Source organism: Thiobacillus denitrificans, from assembly GCF_001530125.1.
Classification (GTDB): Bacteria; Pseudomonadota; Gammaproteobacteria; order Burkholderiales; family Thiobacillaceae; genus Thiobacillus; species Thiobacillus denitrificans_C.
Map to the genome: position 1 here is coordinate 1 of NZ_LDUG01000004.1, position 15,484 is coordinate 15,484.

Consider the following 15,484-nt stretch of genomic DNA (forward strand, 5'->3'; position numbering starts at 1 on the left):
AGCCAGTCCAGCCAGTCCAGCCAGTCCAGCCAGTCCAGCCAGTCCAGCCAGTCCAGCCAGTCCAGCCAGTCCAGCCAGTCCAGCCAGTCCAGCCAGTCCAGCCAGTCCAGCCAGTCCAGCCAGTCCAGCCAGTCCAGCCAGTCCAGCCAGTCCAGCCAGTCCAGCCAGGTCACCAGGTCACCAGCTGTCCGATCCAGGGCCGGGGGCCCCTGAAAGAATCTCGACGCCTCGGGTAGTTTAAGCCGCAATGGGGCGCTAGTTATGGGGTGGCGGCGGCTCTAACAGTGTTTGTACGGATTGGTGTTCGGGTGTTCAAATAAGCATACTTCGGTACACGCGCGGGTTGTGGATTCAATCAAGGCGTGGTATTTGGAGGGTTATGGCTGAATTGATGTCTGTACGGGGTTACGCGAGGTCGCGCGGGATGGCGCACACGTCGGTCGACTACCAGATTCGCAAGGGGCGGATTCCGGTGGTGGAGGGCAAGATCGACGCGGAATATGCGGACCACATTTTCAAGGAGAAGGTGGACGCGAAGCAGTCGCTGCGCGGGCGGGGGCAGCAGCGGCTGGGCGGTGGGTTGCCGACTGTTCCGGCGGCGGTTGCGCCTACGTTGCCGGATGACCCCAACGATCTGGAGGCGATTCGGCGGCGGGTGCCGAAGGACTACAACGACGCGGCCTATCTGCAGGCGGTTGAAGAGCTGCTGAAGCGCCGTGCGGCGAATGCTGAGGCTGAAGGCAAGCTGGCGCCTGCGGAAAAGGTGACGCGGGCGCAGTTCGAGCTGGCGCGGCAGGTACGGGATTCGATGCTGGCTATTCCTTCACGGCTACAGGATGCGCTGGCGGCGGAGACGGACCCTGCGCAATGCGGCCGGCTGCTGGCGGCGGAGATACGGCTGGCGCTGGAGACGGCGGCGAAGCAGGCAGCCGCGCTGACGGAAGACATGGACGAAGCGCTGGAGGAGGCTGATGCCGCTGGCTGACGCTTACGCGCTGGTAGGCGCGGCGTGGGCGGATGGGCTGAGTCCTGACCCGGACATCACGTTCGACGCCTGGGCGGAGGAATTCCGCTACCTGCCCCCGGATTCGTCGGAGCCGGGCAAGTTCCGCTTGTCGCGCACGCCGTTCATGCGCGACATTCTGCGCGATCTGTCGCCGTCGTCCGAAGTTGAAGAGGTTGTGCTGGTGAAGGGCGGTCAGATTTCCGGCTCGGAGACGGCCAATAACTTCATCGGGGCGACGGTGCATCTGGCGCCGGGGCGCTGCCTGTTCGTGCAGCCGACGGTGGACGCGGCGAAGGACTACGTGCGCGAGCGGATCAACCCGCTGATGGAATACACGCCAGTGCTGAAAGGCCGGGTATCGGAAACGAGAAGCCGCGACGGCTCCAACACGGTCAAGTTCAAGCGTTTTCCGGGCGGCTTTCTGGCGTTTGCCGGGGCCAACTCGGCGCAGGCGCTGCAGTCGCGCGCCATCCGCTACCTGGTGCTGGATGAAATTGATCGGTATCCGCGCGACGTGGACGGCCAGGGCGACCCGGTTGGCATGGCGGTGAAGCGGACCGATACCTTCAGGCGCAACCGCAAGATATTCAAGCTGTCGACGCCTGGCAACAAGGACGAGAGCCGCATCATGAAGGACTACGCCGAGACGGATCAGCGGCGTTACTTCATGCCGTGTCCGCATTGCGCGCACATGGACTACTTCCGCCGCGAACGGCTGCGCTGGCCGGCCAATGCGCCGCGCGAAGCGACCATGACCTGCCACGGCTGCGGCGGCGAGATTGAGGAGCGCCACAAGACCCATATGATGGACCCCGCCAGCGGCGCGGAGTGGCGCGCCACGGCGGTATCGAAAGACCCGCGCAAGCGCGGCTATCATGTGCCGGGCCTGTATTCTCCGCTGGGCTGGCGCAGCTGGGGCGACATTGCGCAGGATCTGGAGCACGCCGAACTGCTGGCTTCGCGCGGCGACAACGCGCTGCTGAAAAAAGTCGTCAACCTCGATCTGGGCGAGCCCTACGAAGACCAGGGCGAGCGCACGATGCACGCCGCGCTGAAGGCGCGGGCCGAACCCTACGAAATGCGCACCGCCCCGCGCGGCGGGCTGATCCTCACTTCCGCCGTCGACGTGCAGCACAATCGCCTCGAAGGCAAGATCATGGCGTGGGGGCGGCAGGAAGAATGCTGGGTGGTCGATTACCAGGTGTTCTGGGGCGACCCGATGCAGGCCGCCATCTGGCAGGAACTGGACGCCTGGCTGCTGCGGCCGCTGCGCTACGAGGTGACTGGCGCGGAAATGCGCATCGCGGCGTGCGCGATCGACGCATCCGACGGCCATACCATGGAAGAGGTCTACAAGTTCGTGCGCCCGCGTACCGGGCGGATGGTGTTCGCCATCAAGGGCCACAAGACCTACGATGCGCCGATGCTGCCGCCGCCGTCGGCGCGCGAGATCGACCGTTCCGGCGTCAAGGTCAAGACCGGCGACCTGTTGTGGATGGTCGGCGTCAACCAGATCAAGAACGTGCTGTCGGCGCGGCTGCGGGTGGAAACCCCGGGGCGCAACTGCATCCACTTCGGCACATGGCTACCGGAAAACTACTGGCCGATGCTCGCCTCGGAAAAGCTGGTCAGCAAGTTCCTCAACGGCAACGTCTACAAGCGCTGGGTCAAGATCGAAGGCGAGCGCAACGAAGGTTGGGACTTGCTGGTCTACAACTACGCCGCAGCCATCCGGCTGGGCGTCAACCGCTGGGGCGAAGCAAACTGGCTGGAATGCGAGCGGATACTCACGCAGTCGAGCCTGTTCGCCGCGCCGGTGGATGGCGAGGAAGAGCCGGACCCGTATTGCAGGCCGCCCGATCTTGGCGAGGACGCACCGGTGCACGCAGCGGTCGAAGCGGAAGAGCAGGCCGAAGCGGCGGTGGCGGTTAGGGCCGCGCCGCCGCGGCCAGTCGTGCTGCCCGGGGTGCCGCCGCCGGCGCGCCCGGTAACGCAGCCGGTGCGGCGTGCGGTGGCACGGTCGGCATATTTGCGGTGACGTTGCAACTTTCCCTTGAAGCCGCCCCTGCGGCGCTCTACTTTTTCCCCTGGCGGAAATTTTCCGCCATAGCCTAATCAGGCCATCTTGGGCACTCTTCCTGCGTAGTCATTCCGCAGGAAGCAAGCCGCCATGGCCGTATCTCAATCCGACATCGATGCACTGAACGCGGCGCTGAAAAACGGCGAGCGGGTGGTCAAGAGCGACGGCGTGCTGGTGGAATACCGCTCGGTCGACGAGCTGATCCGCGCGCGTGACAGCCTGGTTGAACAGATGGCGGCTGAAAGCACGATTTCACGTCCGCGCCAGACGATCATCGTACATGGCGGGCGGGGGTTCCGTGGCGCGTAAGGGCGGCAAGCCAGGCGCGCGGCGGCAGCGCGAGGCTGCGCTTGCTGGCAAGGTACAGATTCCGCTGGCGCATTACGACGCCGCAGGAATGGGGCGGCGCATGACTTCGTGGCGGCCGCCTTCGAGCGGGCCGAATTCATCGCTGCAGGGCTTGCAGACGATGCGCAATCGCCAGCGCGATGCCGAACGCAACGAATGGCAGGCTGCGTCCGGGGTACGGGTGTGGTCCACCAACCTGATCGGCACCGGCATTCAGGCGCGGCAGACGGCGGGCAGCGAGGAACTGCGCGCCCGCGCCAAAACCTCCTGGGACGAATGGACGGCGCAGTGCGATGCCGACGGCGTGCTTAATTTCAACGGCCAGCAGCTGCTGGGCACGCGCTGCCTCACCGGGGTGGGCGAAGTCTTCATCCGGTTTCGCCCGCGCCGCCCGGAAGACGGCCTGGCGGTGCCGCTGCAGGTGCAGCTGCTGGAGTCCGAGATGGTGCCGCCACTGGATGCCGATGTATGGCCCGGACTGATGCCCGGCAACCGCATCGTGCAAGGGGTCGAACTCAACCGCATCAATCGCCGCGTGGCCTACTGGATGTATCGCAACCATCCCGGCGAACGCGCCGGGATGGCGCGCCCGAATGAACTGGTGCGCGTGCCGGCGGCTTTTGTGCGGCATGTATATGAGCCCAGCCGCCCCGGCCAGCTGCGCGGCGTATCCGAATTCGCGCCGATCATCGCCAAATTGCGCGGGGTGGGCAACTTCGACGACGCCGTGCTGCACCGGCAGGAACTGTCCAACCTGTTTACCATGTTTCACATCCGCCCTGCGCCTGCGGGCGATCCGATGATGAACCCGTTGACCGGCATGGCCGTGACAGGCTACGCCGACAACGGCGCGCCGCTGGCCACCATGGAGCCCGGCATCACCCAGGAACTCTATCCCGGCGAGGATGTGAAGTTTTCCGATCCGCCCGATGCCGGCGCCAACTATGCCGACTTCATGCGCCAGCAGCATCTGGGTGTGTCGTCCGGTTCCGGCCTGCCCTATGAACTGATGTCGGGCGACATCAAGGATGTGTCCGACCGCACCCTGCGCGTCGTCATCAACGAATTCCGTCGCCGCTGCGAGCAGCGCCAGTGGCTCACCATCATCCCGATGATGTGCCAGCCGATCCGCGACTTCTGGGCCGAGTCCGCCGCGCTGGCCGGGGTGTTCACCGCCGCCGAAGTGCCGCTGGTCAAGAAAGTCACCTGGCAGCCGCAGGGCTGGGCCTATATCCATCCCACGCAGGATGCCACAGGAAAGAAGATCGAAGTCGATGCAGGATTCCGTAGCCGCGAAAGCGTCATCACCGAGCGCGGCGACGACCCCGACGAAGTGGATGCGCAGATAGCGCGCGACAAGTTCGCGCCCTGCAACAAGACGGCGTAATGAAAGGTAAACGGCATGAGAGCCATCGCAGATGATCAATATCGACCCTCCGAACCACCTGGAATGGCTGCTGCTACTGATTGGCGAGCGGGCCGCCCATCTCACCATCGAAGGCAGTGTCCTACCGACACCCCGCAGGGTGTCGGCTCGCAGTTCTACCGCGAGCGCGGGCTGGCTTAAATGTGCTCGGCCTGGCTGGCCTTCTGGGTCGGAAGCGCAGCCGGGTTTGCGGCCGGGATGCTGGTTTACGCAATGTTGGGAATGAATCGTGGATAGAGAAAAAACGACCAGCCCGCATAGCGCCAGACGGCGGCACAACGACCCAGACGATTCGGATGCGTATGTCCATCGCCGCAAGTCCGATTCCGATGCCGTGCTGCACCTGCATGGGCGGGTGGCAGATTGCGAAGAGTCGATCCAGAAAATCTTGGAGAGCCAGCAGATGATGACCGAGAACCTGATGCGGTTGACCGACAACACCGGGCGCCTGGCCGACGTGCTGGAGGCATGGGGCAATCTCAAGGGATTCTGGGTGACGATCAGGGTGATGGGCACCGTAGCCAAAGTCACTCTGCCGGTACTTGCGCTGCTTGGCGCGCTATGGCTATTTTTTAAAACAGGGCAATTTGAGATCAAGTAATGGACGCCGCTGACATGGCCAATCAACAAGTCGAGCTGATCGAGCGCCTGGGCGTCGAGCAGGCGCATACCAATGCGGGCCGGCGCGAGCTGGTGCCGATGGGTGCCTGCCACTGGTGCAACGAGCCGCTGCGCCGCCCCAATCAGCTTTTCTGCGATGAGGGCTGCGCCGCCGACCATGCCGACGACAAGCGCCGCAATGGGGTGATGCGATGAACCTGTCCGAACACTTCACCCTCGACGAGATGACCATCAGCCAGGAAGCCGTGCGCAGCGGCCTGCGCAACGAGCCAAGCGATGTGCAGATCGAGTCGTTGCGCGCGCTGTGCGAGGCTGTGCTGGAACCCCTGCGCGCGCGGATCAAGCGCCCCATTGTGGTGTTGAGCGGATTCCGATCGGTCACCATCAACCGCCGCGTCGGCGGCGTCGACGACAGCCAGCACTGCAAAGGCGAAGCCGGCGACATCATGGTGCCCGGCATGGACACCTCCGACGTGGTGGATATGATCCGCGCGATGAAGCTGCCGATCGATCAGGTGATCGACGAATTCGCCCGCTGGGTGCATGTCAGCCACAGCCGCCGCCGCGGCAACCGCGGCGAAGTGCTGATGGCGTGGCGCCGCGGCGGCCAGACTCATTACCGGAGGGTTACCTGATGTTCTCGCTCAGGGATTCCCGCGGGCGCGAATCCACCACACTGCTGTTCGTGGCCTTATCGTGGCTGGCGATCTGGCTCAAGTTCGTGCTGGCCGGTGCCACGTTGCCGTTGTTCGGCCTGGTGCCGCCGATGTCCGCCACCGAGTTCGGCCTTGCAGCGGCCGGCGTGCTGGCGATATGGTTGGGTAGGGAGTGGACCGATAAAAAGATCAATGGGGGCGGGCCATGAAAAATGTCCTGTCATGGGGTATCGCCGCATGCCTCGGCGTTGTGCTGGTCTGCTGGCTGGTGTTCTTCGGCCTGCTCGGCATGGCGTTCGACGCGGTGTCCAGAAAATGATCCCTAATCCGTGGTTACTGCTCGGCGCGCTTGGAACGGCAGCAGCTCTCACACTTGGCGCCTATTTCTACGGCGTCAGCGCGGGCGTCGATAGGACGGAAACGGCATGGCAGGCGCGCGAAGCCACGATCAACGCAGCCTCAGCCGTAGCCATACAGTCGGCCGAAACGAAGGCCCGCACCGCCGAGCGAAAGAGCGCCACTGAAGTGGCCGTTGTCTCAACGGAATATCAACAGAAACTGAGGAATATTGCCAATGAAAAAGACCGTATTATTGCTGGCCTGCGTGTTATCAATGGCGGGCTGTTCATCGATACCAGGCGCCCCCAGACTTGTGAAAACTCAGTGCCCGCAGCTGGCCCCGGCCCCGGCGGACGTGATGGTCGAACAAGAGCCGAACTTTCTGTCGAGGCTTCTGACTTTCTTATCGGAGAGGCTAGCCGAGCCGACCAGGTAGTGGAGCAACTCACGGCCTGTCAAGCCATTGTTACGATGGATCGAGACTGAGACTGGTCGCCGATTGAAGTTGAATGAATTTCACAACTATGTCGAATACGGGTTTTGAATTCACTGTTTAACGGAAAGTAAAAAGAGACCCACATGATTACCATCGATATCGAAGACGCAGAGGCAGGCATCAATATCATCGACAGCACCACCACGGCCGGCACTACCTATTTCGGGCGCGCGCATACCGGCACCTCGCGCAGTGCGGCTATCTGGTCGGTAAGAAAACGTTTCACCAATGCCAACGGCAACGATGAATTCGCCTGGGCAGACGGAAATCCGTTTTTCGACAACGTGTGGGCTAACCGCGCCAGCCTGAATTATCTGGGGAGCACGGCATGAGTTTCCTGATTAATCTAATCAAGAACAATGTTTTGCGCGCGGTCAAAGCCCACTCCGGCGCTGTCAGCCTTATGGGGCCGGATGGGGTTAAGTACGCACTATTGGATGAATCACAATCCCCGACTACCCGCATTAATATTGCATCCTTTGGCGATTCAATAGCCGCTATTGGGTCCGTGGATAACTTAACAAATCAAGACATCGCAATAGCAAACGCGACACGGGCAAACGTGGCATTCTCGGCACAGAAATTTGGTGCTTGGCTGGCCGCTAAGTCGGGCGGGCAACTGTGGCCTGTGTTTGATGGAGGTGTGGCTGGGGAAAACAGCACACAAATTAAAACACGCGCGATGGCGGCATCCTCTACTGTATCCACAGCAAAATCGCTAATCGATGCCCAGACCTTTGGGGCGCAGTATGTAGTTGTGTCTGCATCAATCAATGACTTTACAGGGCTTACGACTGCTTCCTCGCAGGCAAGTATCGAGTCAGTTATCACTACCGCACTGGCAAACGTCAAGGTCATTCTCAACAAGGCGAAGTCAATCGGTGTGTACCCGATTTTCCACAGTGTATTCCCCTTTGGTGTTACTCCTGTAACGGCAAATCAAGCTGTGATTAACACGGCCACAGCAGACTACAACGCTCGGGTGAAAGCTTTTATTGAGCAGTCCGGCGTTGGGTCATACTTTGATGCTCGAACCTCAGTGCAAGCTGCTGATGGTGGTTGGGGCGTCGGCAGATCATCTGATGGAACACACCCAACGCACTCCGCGTGTAACTACATGTATGGAACACTGGCAGACCTAATTGTAAAACTGGCAGGGTACAACCAGTACCAGACAGCACTTCCCGCCGGTAAGAATATGTTCAGCAATGCCGACCTGTCAGCATCTACTTCAGGTCTTGCAACAGGTATCAGCATTGCCTCTATCGCAGGCACCTCTGTCAACACCATCGTTGAACGTGCGGGCGTAAATGCGCAGCAGTTCGACTGGACTCCTGGAAACGTAGATGGGACTGACTCTCACCTGACTGTGGACATTACAGTCTCCGCCGCTGGGGCGGCACCGTTTGTACCTGTATCGGTTGGTGATGTTCTTGGTATCGAGTTCGACCTGCTTGTAGACGATGGCGCAGGTGGTGCGCCGAATGTGTACAACACCTCTGTGTACCTGCGGAAAACCGTGGGGGCGACCCCAACGATAATTAACAACGCAATATCCTTTTTTTCAGGAGGGCCTAAAACGTACTACCAAGAGAAGGTAGACACTAAACTTGTAGGCGGACTCATCCAGATAGATGAAGCTACCACAGCGTCATCCGGGGCGATTGTCGCGCGGCTTGTGATCGTCGGCATAACACAGACCACCCCAGTGCGTGTCATTATTTCGAATGTGCGGGCGGTGAAACTTCCGCTTAGCTGGTACAGCGGAACTGGTATTAACGTAAACGCCACTGCGGGTAGAGCACTCAACACGACGTATAACAACAACACTATTAGCAATAAATTGGTGCAAGTTTCGGCACGTTGCGTTATCACGCTCGCGGCGGGTAGCGCAACCATCCAAGGCAAGTCAGATACGACCGCAACACCTGTGGTAGTGGCATCACCCCTCGTTGGAATTCAGTCTGGTCTGCTGAACGAAGACAACACCAGTATGCTCACTATGGTTGTAGCGCCCGGTGCAAACTACAGGATCGACAGTGTGGTGGCGAACGGCACGGCGACATTAGGTAGCTGGTTCGAGACTGTGCTGTAACACCCACCGCCAACCAGCCGCCTCTCGGGGCGGGCTGTACTGCCTTTAGAGCAGTCGAGGAAAGCATCAACACGCGTCCGGCATAACCCCAAGCCGGATTAAAGGCCACCCGAGAGGTGGCTTTTTTAATGGCGCGATGCTTGGCGCGCCGCGCGAACATTTTTCCCCCTATTCAACCCCGCACCCGATCGCAATACTCCGCCCCATACATCACGGGTTCATTACGGGGCGATTGCGATGAAAAAAAGCTGGTTCACGGTTCAGGCACTTGCCGACGGGCGCACCGCAGCGGCGCCGCAGTATCCGTCGCCGTCGTTTCCGGCATCGACCCCGCCGCTTCCGGCATGATCGTCGGCGCGGCGCAGATCAGCGGCGCCAAAGTGCTGCAGCGCATCGGCAACGGCGTCGCCGGGGTGGACTACAAACTACGCTGCCAGGCCACCAGCGGCAGCGATGTGCTGGTGCGGGCAGATGTGATGCCGGTGCGGATGGCGTAGCGTCCGTCCATCCCATCAAGCCGCCTGCGGGCGGTATTTTTAATGGTGGGATGCTTGGCGCGCCGTGCGGAAATTTTCCGCCATATTCAATCGGTGTCCTGATCGCAATACTCCGCCCCATACATCACGGGTTCATTACGGGGCGATTGCGATGAAAAAAAGCTGGTTCACGGTTCAGGCACTTGCCGACGGGCGCACGGCCCAGGTTTCGGTGCGCGGCTATATCGGCGAGTGGGGCATTACTGACCGCGAGTTCATTGCGGCGGTGGAATCCCACGGCGAGGTCGACACCATCGAGGTGGCGATCAATTCGCGCGGCGGTGAAGTCGACCACGCGCTGTCCATTTTCAATTTCCTGAAAAATCACCCGGCGCGCGTGAACATGCGCGTCGATGGCGTGGCGATGTCGGCCGCTTCGATCATCCTGATGGCGGGCGACGAAATTGCGATGCCGGCCAATGCAATCCTGATGATTCATTCGCCCTGGTCGTATGCATCGGGCAATGCGGACGACCTGCGCCAGGCTGCCGACGTGCTGGATGTCTTCGAGTCGGCGCTGCTGGAAACCTACCAGGCGCGTTCCGGCAAGACGGCGGACGAGCTTAAAACGATGTTGTCTGAAGAGACCTTCATGACGGCGAAAGAAGCCGTTGCGCATGGGTTTGCCGACCGCGTGATTCCGCTGAAGGCCGAGGCCCGCGCAGCTTCGGCGGTGGCGTATGCGGCGGCCCTGAATATTCCGCTGGATGTGCTGGTGCGGGCGCAGGCCGAGGCGCTGGCGGATGCGGAAGGCGGCGACGACCCCCCTGCTGCTCCACTGAATCCAGCCGACGATCCAGCCGACGATCCGGCAATGTCCGCTGCGCAGGCCGTTGCCATTCCAGCCAGCCTGTCCTCGCGCATCGCCACCGCAGCATCCGATGCGGGCCTGACTGATTTCATGCCCTGTTTTGCCCTCGACGCGGCGCTTATCGACATGCCGGCGGTGCAGCAGGCCATGGCAGATGCGCGCGAGGTATTTGATCTGTGCGCGCTGGTTGGGATGGCTGAACAGGCTGAACCGCTAATCCGCCAGCGCGCCAGCCTGGCCGATGCCCGAAAAACCCTGCAGACGCGCATGGCGGCGCTGGACGAATCCAGCCATACCGACAGCACGCCTGCCTTGCAGCTTTCGCAGTCTGTCGCCACAGGCGAAAAGGCGGCAAGCGCTTCCAGCATCTGGGCGTCCCGCCGCGCGGCTGCCCATTCCTAATCTTTCACTGGAGAACACCTCATGGCAACCCTTACTGAAACCCTCAATGCTGGCGAATTCATCGTCAGCGAAGCCAACGGCACCCGCAGCCGCGAAAAAGTCGTCATTGCCGCCGCTGCCGCCGCGCTGCCGGTCGGGCAGGTGCTCGGCAAGATCACCAAGGCCGGAACCGCCGTCGCCACCGCGCTGGCTGGCAACACCGGCAACGGCGTGTTCGGTGCGATCACCGTTGGCGCTGGCGCCAAGCCGGGCGCCTACCGGCTGTTTATCACCTCCGCTGTCGCCAACGCTGGCGTGTTCCAACTCGAAGACCCGGATGGCGTTCTGGTTGAAATCGGCAACGTCGCGGCGGCGTTCAACTCCGGCGGCATCGCGTTCACGCTGGCCGACGGCGCCGTCGATTTCGCGGTGGGCGATGGCTTCACGATCGCCGTCGCCGCAGGTTCCGGCAAATACGTGGCCTATAGCGATGTAGCCACCGACGGCAGCGAGGTCGCCGCCGCGATCCTGTATGCCGATGTCGCCGATTCCGCTGCCGATCAGAATGCCACGGCCATCTTGCGCGACGCAGAGGTGGACGAAAGCCTGCTGACCGGACTGGATGCGCCCGGCAAAGCCGATCTGGCTGCGCTCGGCATTATCTTCCGCTAAGCGCCCGCCACCCTACCTATACAGGAGCTACACCATGCCTTCGATGGATATTTTCAACAACGACGCCTTCTCCACGGTAAGCCTCAGTGCTGCCATCGGAGATACCCCTTATGTGCCGCAACGCCTGGCCGAACTCAACCTGTTCAGCGAAGAGGGAATGACGACCACCAGCGCGATGATCGAGCAGCTGGGCACCACGCTGTCGCTGGTGCCTGCCGGTACGCGCGGCGCGCCGGCCAATGCAACAGATCGCAACAAGGCCAAACTGATTCCGTTTCCGTCGGTGCATTTGCCGGCGAGTGAAACGGTGCTGGCCGACACCATCCAGAACCTGCGCGCGTTCGGCAGCGAAAGCGAACTCGAAACGGTGCAAGCCGTTGTCAACAAGCAGTTGACCAAGATGCGCCGCAATCTCGATGCCACCATCGAATATCACCGCATGGGCGCGATCAAGGGTCAGGTGCTGGATTCCGACGGCACCAGCGTGCTGCTCAACCTGTACACCGCGTTCGGCGTGGCGCAGCAGACCCACAACATGGCGCTGACCACCAGCACCACCAAGGTGCGCGAGCAGATCATCAAGGCCAAACGCAAGTCGGAAGACGACCTCGGTGGGCTGATGTATCGCGGCATGCGCGCTTTTTGTTCGCCTGCCTTCTTCGATGCTTTCGTCGGCCATACTGCTGTCGAAGCAGCGTTCGACCGCTGGATGAACGGCGAATTCCTGCGCCAGGATGTGCGTGCCGGTTTCTACCACGGCGGCGTGTTCTGGGAAGAATATCGCGGCGCCGTAGGCGGCGTCAGCTTCATCACCGACGGCGAGGCCTACCTGGTTCCCGAGGGCGTGCCGGACATGTTCATCACCAACTACGCACCGGCGGACTATATGGAGGCAGTGAACACCATCGGCCTGCCGTATTACGCCAAGCAGGAAGCCATGCGCATGAACAAGGGCGTCGAACTTGAGGCGCAGTCCAACCCGCTGTGCCTCAACACCCGCCCGCGCTCGGTCATCAAGCTGACCGCTTCCTGATCATTTAGCCGCTGTCTGCTTTCCATCATGGCCCAGCCCGCATTCGCTGCCATCCAGACCCGCGCCGAGGAAGCCGCCCTGCGGCGGCTTGCCAACGCGCGGCTGCTGGTGGGACCGTATGCGTTCGATTGCCTGCTGGCGCAGGAAGTGCACCCGATGGGCGTGTTCGGCGAGATGGGCGAGCTGCGCAGCACGATCCGCATGCCGCGTATGGATATGCCGGACGGGATGGCGCGCGATGCGCTGATCGCCTATGACCCTGGCAGCCACACGGTGGACGAGTTGATGGCGAAAAAGCCGGCGCAATTTCATGTCGACGCAATCGAGCCTTATGGCGCAATAGGCGTGAAAGTGTGGCTGCGATGAGCACGCAACTGGCGGCGGCATTTGGCGAAATGGAAGCGCGGCTGGCGACCATCCGCACGGTCAACGGCTTCAACACCAATCTGGGCGCCAGCGTGTTGCCCGCCGGAACCTATTTGTCCGAGGAGGACGCACCGTGCGTGGCGCTGTACGAAGGCCGCCCGGACGACGAAGGCCTGATGCGGATGGCGGCGATTCCAGGCAATGCCTGCGGGCTGGATTTTCAGGTGGACTACGTGGTGCAGGCGTTCGTCAAGCGCACCGAACCGCAGACCGCGCTGGATGCAGCCGAGGACGCCGCGCAGGACATTCTGCGCGCGCTGATTGGGGTCAGCCATGGCGCGCTGACAGCGGCCAATTTGCACAAGATCACCGGCCGCGCCCGCGGGCTCACGAAAAAAGGCGCTGACGTCATCGCGGTGCTGGTATTCGGCAGTTTCAAAGTCAATGAAAAGGTATACCAATGAGCACGAAAACCATCGAACTGATTGAACCGCACGAACATGCCGGACGCGACTACCCGGCAGGCAGCGAACTCACGCTGGATACCGATTCAGCCGACTGGCTGATTGCGCTGAAAAAGGCGAAGCCGGCCGGCAAGACAAATTCCCGCCCGGCTGACGCCTGGCAACCTGAACCCACCAAGGAGAATGCAGCATGATCCTCGTATCCCAAGGCCCGATTTACATGGGCGACTATAACGCCACGCTGGGCCAGGCTGCCAGCGGCTACCTGGTCAATATGACCAAGATCGGCTGCGCCAACTCCAAACTATCGGTCACGCTGTCGCGCAGCACCAAGGACATCAAGGAAAGTTGCTCGGGCAACAAGCTGACCATCGCGCAGATCGAAACCGAGAAGTCCGCCGAAGCGGCGCTGGATATGGTCGAATTCGACAAGAAAATGCTCGCCTACGCGCTGGGCGGCACCTTGTCGGCGATCACCGGCAGCTCGGTGACTGCCGAAGTTTTCCCCACGGTTGCGGTCGGCGATACCGTGTCGCTGAAATATACCGACGTGTCGAGCCTGGTCATTACCGACAGCACGGGCACGCCGGTCACGCTGACGCTGGGCACGAACTATACGCTCGACAGCGCCGAGCATGGGCTGGTGTCGTTCGTCAGCCTGGGCGCGCTTATCCAGCCCTTCAAGGCTGCATACACCTACGCCGCGCAGGGCAATATCGTCGGCTTCAACAAGGCCGCCGTGGAAAAGGGCATTGTCTACCAGGGCACCAATTCGCAGGATGGCAAGAAATACAAGGTCATCATTCCGCGCATCAGCTTTGGCATGGACGGCGAATTCAACTGGCTGTCCACCGAAGAAACAACCATCTCGCTCAAGGGCCAGATGCTGTATGTGGACAAGTACGCGAACGATACCGTCTATGGTCCGTTCATGCGCGTGTCCGGCGGTTTGGTGACTTAAGCGATGGCTAAATCAAAAGTTCCTGTCGAGGCAGCCGATGAACTAAAAGCGCTTTTTCCGTCCGTGCTGTCGATTGAACTTGCCGGACGAAAGATCGACATCAAGCCTGTGGTGATCGATGATCTTGCAGCCATGATCGAAGTCAGCGAAGCGATAGGCGAGCACTTGTTCAACTTCGGTGGTGCGTTGGTGGATAACCTGCCCAATGCACTGCGGTTTCTTGAAACTGGGGCGCGCGTCGACGGCGAATTTCTGCGCAAGCTGAGTATGCCGGATGCGGTGAAGTTATCCGCGAAGATCATTGAGGCAAACCCCGATTTTTTCGCACAGATGCTCGCCAAGAACCATCTTGGGGGGCTGAGCGGAGCGGTGGCGGACGCGCTGGCTGGTTCGATGCTATCACTAGACTCGTCCGAGCCAATTTCGACAGAAAAGATGTAATGCAGATGACGCTCGCGCAGTTTCACGGTTTTCTGGCAGCCGTGGGACGCGATGAAACACGGCGATTCGCCGATGCCTGCGCGACAGTGCGCATCGGCATGGCGGATGAAAAAAGCTACCGCAAGGTAATGGAAAAACTGGAAACCGACTGAGCACCGACACACGTGGCCGACCAGAAACTGCTCTATACCATTGCAGGCGATGCCAGCGGCCTGAAGAAGGCGCTGGCCGAGTCGGAGGTTGCGCACCGCAAGCTGACCGACGCGCTGACGCGCAAGGGCGTCGAGATCGCCGCGCTGAAAAGCGCGGAAGACAGCCTCAAGAAAATCGAAGCCGCCGCTGTCGAGGCCAAGCGGCGCATGGACTTTTTCCGCCGCAGCGCGGAAATCGCACCGGGCGGCATCAAGCAGTTTTCCAAGGACATCGACCAGGCGGCCAAGCGGCTCGCCAAGCTGACCCAGCAGGCGCTTGCCCAGCGCGCCAGCGTGGCCGGTCTGCAAGGCGCGGTTGGCGGTGCGGGTGCGGACGTGACGGCGGCGCAGGAACAGCTGGCCAATGCGCTGGCAGAAAAGCGCGTGGCGTTGCTGGAAGCCGAGCGCCAGGCGCGCATCGGCTATGGCAATCAGGTATTGCAAGGCTTGCGTGCACAAGGAGTGGAAACCGAGCGCGTGGCCGCCATCGAGCGCCGCCGCGCCGCCGACGAAGCCGCCGCCACCCGCGCCGCGCAGGCGGGCGCGCGGGTGCGGGTGGCG

At 61.5% G+C, this 15,484-nt stretch carries 22 protein-coding genes; all 22 read left to right on the forward strand.

Annotation, left to right across the window (positions count from 1 at the left end; all coding sequences use genetic code 11):
- Positions 1 to 424 precede the first annotated feature (424 nt).
- A complete protein-coding gene (locus ABW22_RS17020) occupies positions 425 to 985 on the forward strand; it encodes a hypothetical protein (RefSeq protein WP_059751213.1) in 561 nt (186 codons plus the stop codon).
- Positions 972 to 3,044 carry a phage terminase large subunit family protein gene (locus ABW22_RS01385; protein WP_059751216.1) on the forward strand — a complete coding sequence of 691 codons (2,073 nt, stop codon included), beginning with the start codon at positions 972 to 974 and terminating at the stop codon, positions 3,042 to 3,044. Before ABW22_RS17020 ends, ABW22_RS01385 begins: the two co-directional genes overlap by 14 nt.
- A gap of 132 nt (positions 3,045 to 3,176) precedes the next feature.
- Entirely contained in the window at positions 3,177 to 3,395 is a 219-nt protein-coding gene (locus tag ABW22_RS01390; protein ID WP_059751217.1) for a phage head-tail joining protein, read from the forward strand.
- Positions 3,385 to 4,821, forward strand: coding sequence for a phage portal protein (locus ABW22_RS01395; RefSeq protein ID WP_157648489.1), 1,437 nt, complete (start codon positions 3,385 to 3,387; stop codon positions 4,819 to 4,821). The genes ABW22_RS01390 and ABW22_RS01395 overlap by 11 nt, the downstream gene beginning before the upstream one ends.
- Before the next feature lie 268 nt (positions 4,822 to 5,089).
- Complete coding sequence (locus ABW22_RS01400; protein ID WP_059751221.1) at positions 5,090 to 5,461, forward strand: hypothetical protein; 372 nt, start codon at positions 5,090 to 5,092, stop codon at positions 5,459 to 5,461.
- Between the two features lie 14 nt (positions 5,462 to 5,475).
- Positions 5,476 to 5,676, forward strand: coding sequence for a hypothetical protein (locus tag ABW22_RS01405; protein ID WP_157648490.1), 201 nt, complete (start codon positions 5,476 to 5,478; stop codon positions 5,674 to 5,676).
- Positions 5,673 to 6,116, forward strand: a complete 444-nt coding sequence (locus ABW22_RS01410) for a D-Ala-D-Ala carboxypeptidase family metallohydrolase (RefSeq protein ID WP_059751227.1) — start codon at positions 5,673 to 5,675, stop codon at positions 6,114 to 6,116. The genes ABW22_RS01405 and ABW22_RS01410 overlap by 4 nt, the downstream gene beginning before the upstream one ends.
- Complete coding sequence (locus tag ABW22_RS01415) at positions 6,116 to 6,346, forward strand: hypothetical protein (RefSeq protein ID WP_059751229.1); 231 nt, start codon at positions 6,116 to 6,118, stop codon at positions 6,344 to 6,346. The genes ABW22_RS01410 and ABW22_RS01415 overlap by 1 nt, the downstream gene beginning before the upstream one ends.
- 106 nt (positions 6,347 to 6,452) lie before the next feature.
- On the forward strand, positions 6,453 to 6,962 hold the full coding sequence (locus ABW22_RS01420; RefSeq protein WP_059751231.1) for a lysis system i-spanin subunit Rz: 510 nt from the start codon (positions 6,453 to 6,455) through the stop codon (positions 6,960 to 6,962).
- 93 nt (positions 6,963 to 7,055) lie between these two features.
- A complete protein-coding gene (locus ABW22_RS01425; protein ID WP_059751233.1) occupies positions 7,056 to 7,304 on the forward strand; it encodes a hypothetical protein in 249 nt (82 codons plus the stop codon).
- Positions 7,301 to 9,067: an SGNH/GDSL hydrolase family protein gene (locus tag ABW22_RS16620; protein ID WP_082708341.1), complete on the forward strand. Its 1,767-nt coding sequence runs from the start codon at positions 7,301 to 7,303 to the stop codon at positions 9,065 to 9,067. Before ABW22_RS01425 ends, ABW22_RS16620 begins: the two co-directional genes overlap by 4 nt.
- Before the next feature lie 344 nt (positions 9,068 to 9,411).
- Entirely contained in the window at positions 9,412 to 9,564 is a 153-nt protein-coding gene (locus tag ABW22_RS17115; protein WP_157648492.1) for a hypothetical protein, read from the forward strand.
- 151 nt (positions 9,565 to 9,715) lie between these two features.
- The gene (locus ABW22_RS01435; protein WP_059751237.1) at positions 9,716 to 10,816 is read left to right on the forward strand and encodes a head maturation protease, ClpP-related; all 1,101 of its coding nucleotides are present in this window, start codon (positions 9,716 to 9,718) and stop codon (positions 10,814 to 10,816) included.
- A 21-nt stretch (positions 10,817 to 10,837) separates the two neighbouring features.
- Positions 10,838 to 11,467: a head decoration protein gene (locus tag ABW22_RS01440; protein WP_059751239.1), complete on the forward strand. Its 630-nt coding sequence runs from the start codon at positions 10,838 to 10,840 to the stop codon at positions 11,465 to 11,467.
- 34 nt (positions 11,468 to 11,501) lie between these two features.
- The gene (locus ABW22_RS01445) at positions 11,502 to 12,500 is read left to right on the forward strand and encodes a major capsid protein (protein ID WP_059751241.1); all 999 of its coding nucleotides are present in this window, start codon (positions 11,502 to 11,504) and stop codon (positions 12,498 to 12,500) included.
- Between the two features lie 27 nt (positions 12,501 to 12,527).
- Entirely contained in the window at positions 12,528 to 12,866 is a 339-nt protein-coding gene (locus ABW22_RS01450) for a hypothetical protein (RefSeq protein ID WP_059751243.1), read from the forward strand.
- Positions 12,863 to 13,330 (forward strand): hypothetical protein, encoded by a 468-nt coding sequence (locus ABW22_RS01455; RefSeq protein ID WP_059751245.1) that lies wholly within the window; start codon positions 12,863 to 12,865, stop codon positions 13,328 to 13,330. The genes ABW22_RS01450 and ABW22_RS01455 overlap by 4 nt, the downstream gene beginning before the upstream one ends.
- The gene (locus tag ABW22_RS01460) at positions 13,327 to 13,524 is read left to right on the forward strand and encodes a DUF7210 family protein (protein ID WP_059751247.1); all 198 of its coding nucleotides are present in this window, start codon (positions 13,327 to 13,329) and stop codon (positions 13,522 to 13,524) included. Before ABW22_RS01455 ends, ABW22_RS01460 begins: the two co-directional genes overlap by 4 nt.
- Positions 13,521 to 14,291, forward strand: a complete 771-nt coding sequence (locus tag ABW22_RS01465; RefSeq protein ID WP_059751249.1) for a hypothetical protein — start codon at positions 13,521 to 13,523, stop codon at positions 14,289 to 14,291. The genes ABW22_RS01460 and ABW22_RS01465 overlap by 4 nt, the downstream gene beginning before the upstream one ends.
- Before the next feature lie 3 nt (positions 14,292 to 14,294).
- Positions 14,295 to 14,732 carry a hypothetical protein gene (locus tag ABW22_RS01470; RefSeq protein WP_157648494.1) on the forward strand — a complete coding sequence of 146 codons (438 nt, stop codon included), beginning with the start codon at positions 14,295 to 14,297 and terminating at the stop codon, positions 14,730 to 14,732.
- Positions 14,732 to 14,884 (forward strand): hypothetical protein, encoded by a 153-nt coding sequence (locus tag ABW22_RS17120; RefSeq protein ID WP_157648496.1) that lies wholly within the window; start codon positions 14,732 to 14,734, stop codon positions 14,882 to 14,884. The genes ABW22_RS01470 and ABW22_RS17120 overlap by 1 nt, the downstream gene beginning before the upstream one ends.
- Before the next feature lie 12 nt (positions 14,885 to 14,896).
- Positions 14,897 to 15,484, forward strand: a 588-nt coding sequence (locus ABW22_RS01475) for a hypothetical protein (protein ID WP_157648498.1), incomplete at its 3' end; no start/stop codon positions are given.

Bases quoted from the DNA above. Each gene is read 5' to 3' on its own strand.
- ABW22_RS01460 (WP_059751247.1), top strand. From the start codon at position 13,327: ATGAGCACGAAAACCATCGAACTGATTGAACCGCACGAACATGCCGGA.
- ABW22_RS01405 (WP_157648490.1), top strand. From the start codon at position 5,476: ATGGCCAATCAACAAGTCGAGCTGATCGAGCGCCTGGGCGTCGAGCAG.
- ABW22_RS01420 (WP_059751231.1), top strand. From the start codon at position 6,453: ATGATCCCTAATCCGTGGTTACTGCTCGGCGCGCTTGGAACGGCAGCA.
- ABW22_RS01440 (WP_059751239.1), top strand. From the start codon at position 10,838: ATGGCAACCCTTACTGAAACCCTCAATGCTGGCGAATTCATCGTCAGC.
- ABW22_RS01410 (WP_059751227.1), top strand. From the start codon at position 5,673: ATGAACCTGTCCGAACACTTCACCCTCGACGAGATGACCATCAGCCAG.
- ABW22_RS01455 (WP_059751245.1), top strand. From the start codon at position 12,863: ATGAGCACGCAACTGGCGGCGGCATTTGGCGAAATGGAAGCGCGGCTG.
- ABW22_RS01465 (WP_059751249.1), top strand. From the start codon at position 13,521: ATGATCCTCGTATCCCAAGGCCCGATTTACATGGGCGACTATAACGCC.
- ABW22_RS01385 (WP_059751216.1), top strand. From the start codon at position 972: ATGCCGCTGGCTGACGCTTACGCGCTGGTAGGCGCGGCGTGGGCGGAT.
- ABW22_RS01415 (WP_059751229.1), top strand. From the start codon at position 6,116: ATGTTCTCGCTCAGGGATTCCCGCGGGCGCGAATCCACCACACTGCTG.
- ABW22_RS01425 (WP_059751233.1), top strand. From the start codon at position 7,056: ATGATTACCATCGATATCGAAGACGCAGAGGCAGGCATCAATATCATC.
- ABW22_RS17120 (WP_157648496.1), top strand. From the start codon at position 14,732: ATGCAGATGACGCTCGCGCAGTTTCACGGTTTTCTGGCAGCCGTGGGA.
- ABW22_RS17020 (WP_059751213.1), top strand. From the start codon at position 425: ATGGCGCACACGTCGGTCGACTACCAGATTCGCAAGGGGCGGATTCCG.
- ABW22_RS16620 (WP_082708341.1), top strand. From the start codon at position 7,301: ATGAGTTTCCTGATTAATCTAATCAAGAACAATGTTTTGCGCGCGGTC.
- ABW22_RS01435 (WP_059751237.1), top strand. From the start codon at position 9,716: ATGAAAAAAAGCTGGTTCACGGTTCAGGCACTTGCCGACGGGCGCACG.
- ABW22_RS01445 (WP_059751241.1), top strand. From the start codon at position 11,502: ATGCCTTCGATGGATATTTTCAACAACGACGCCTTCTCCACGGTAAGC.
- ABW22_RS01390 (WP_059751217.1), top strand. From the start codon at position 3,177: ATGGCCGTATCTCAATCCGACATCGATGCACTGAACGCGGCGCTGAAA.
- ABW22_RS01450 (WP_059751243.1), top strand. From the start codon at position 12,528: ATGGCCCAGCCCGCATTCGCTGCCATCCAGACCCGCGCCGAGGAAGCC.
- ABW22_RS17115 (WP_157648492.1), top strand. From the start codon at position 9,412: ATGATCGTCGGCGCGGCGCAGATCAGCGGCGCCAAAGTGCTGCAGCGC.
- ABW22_RS01470 (WP_157648494.1), top strand. From the start codon at position 14,295: ATGGCTAAATCAAAAGTTCCTGTCGAGGCAGCCGATGAACTAAAAGCG.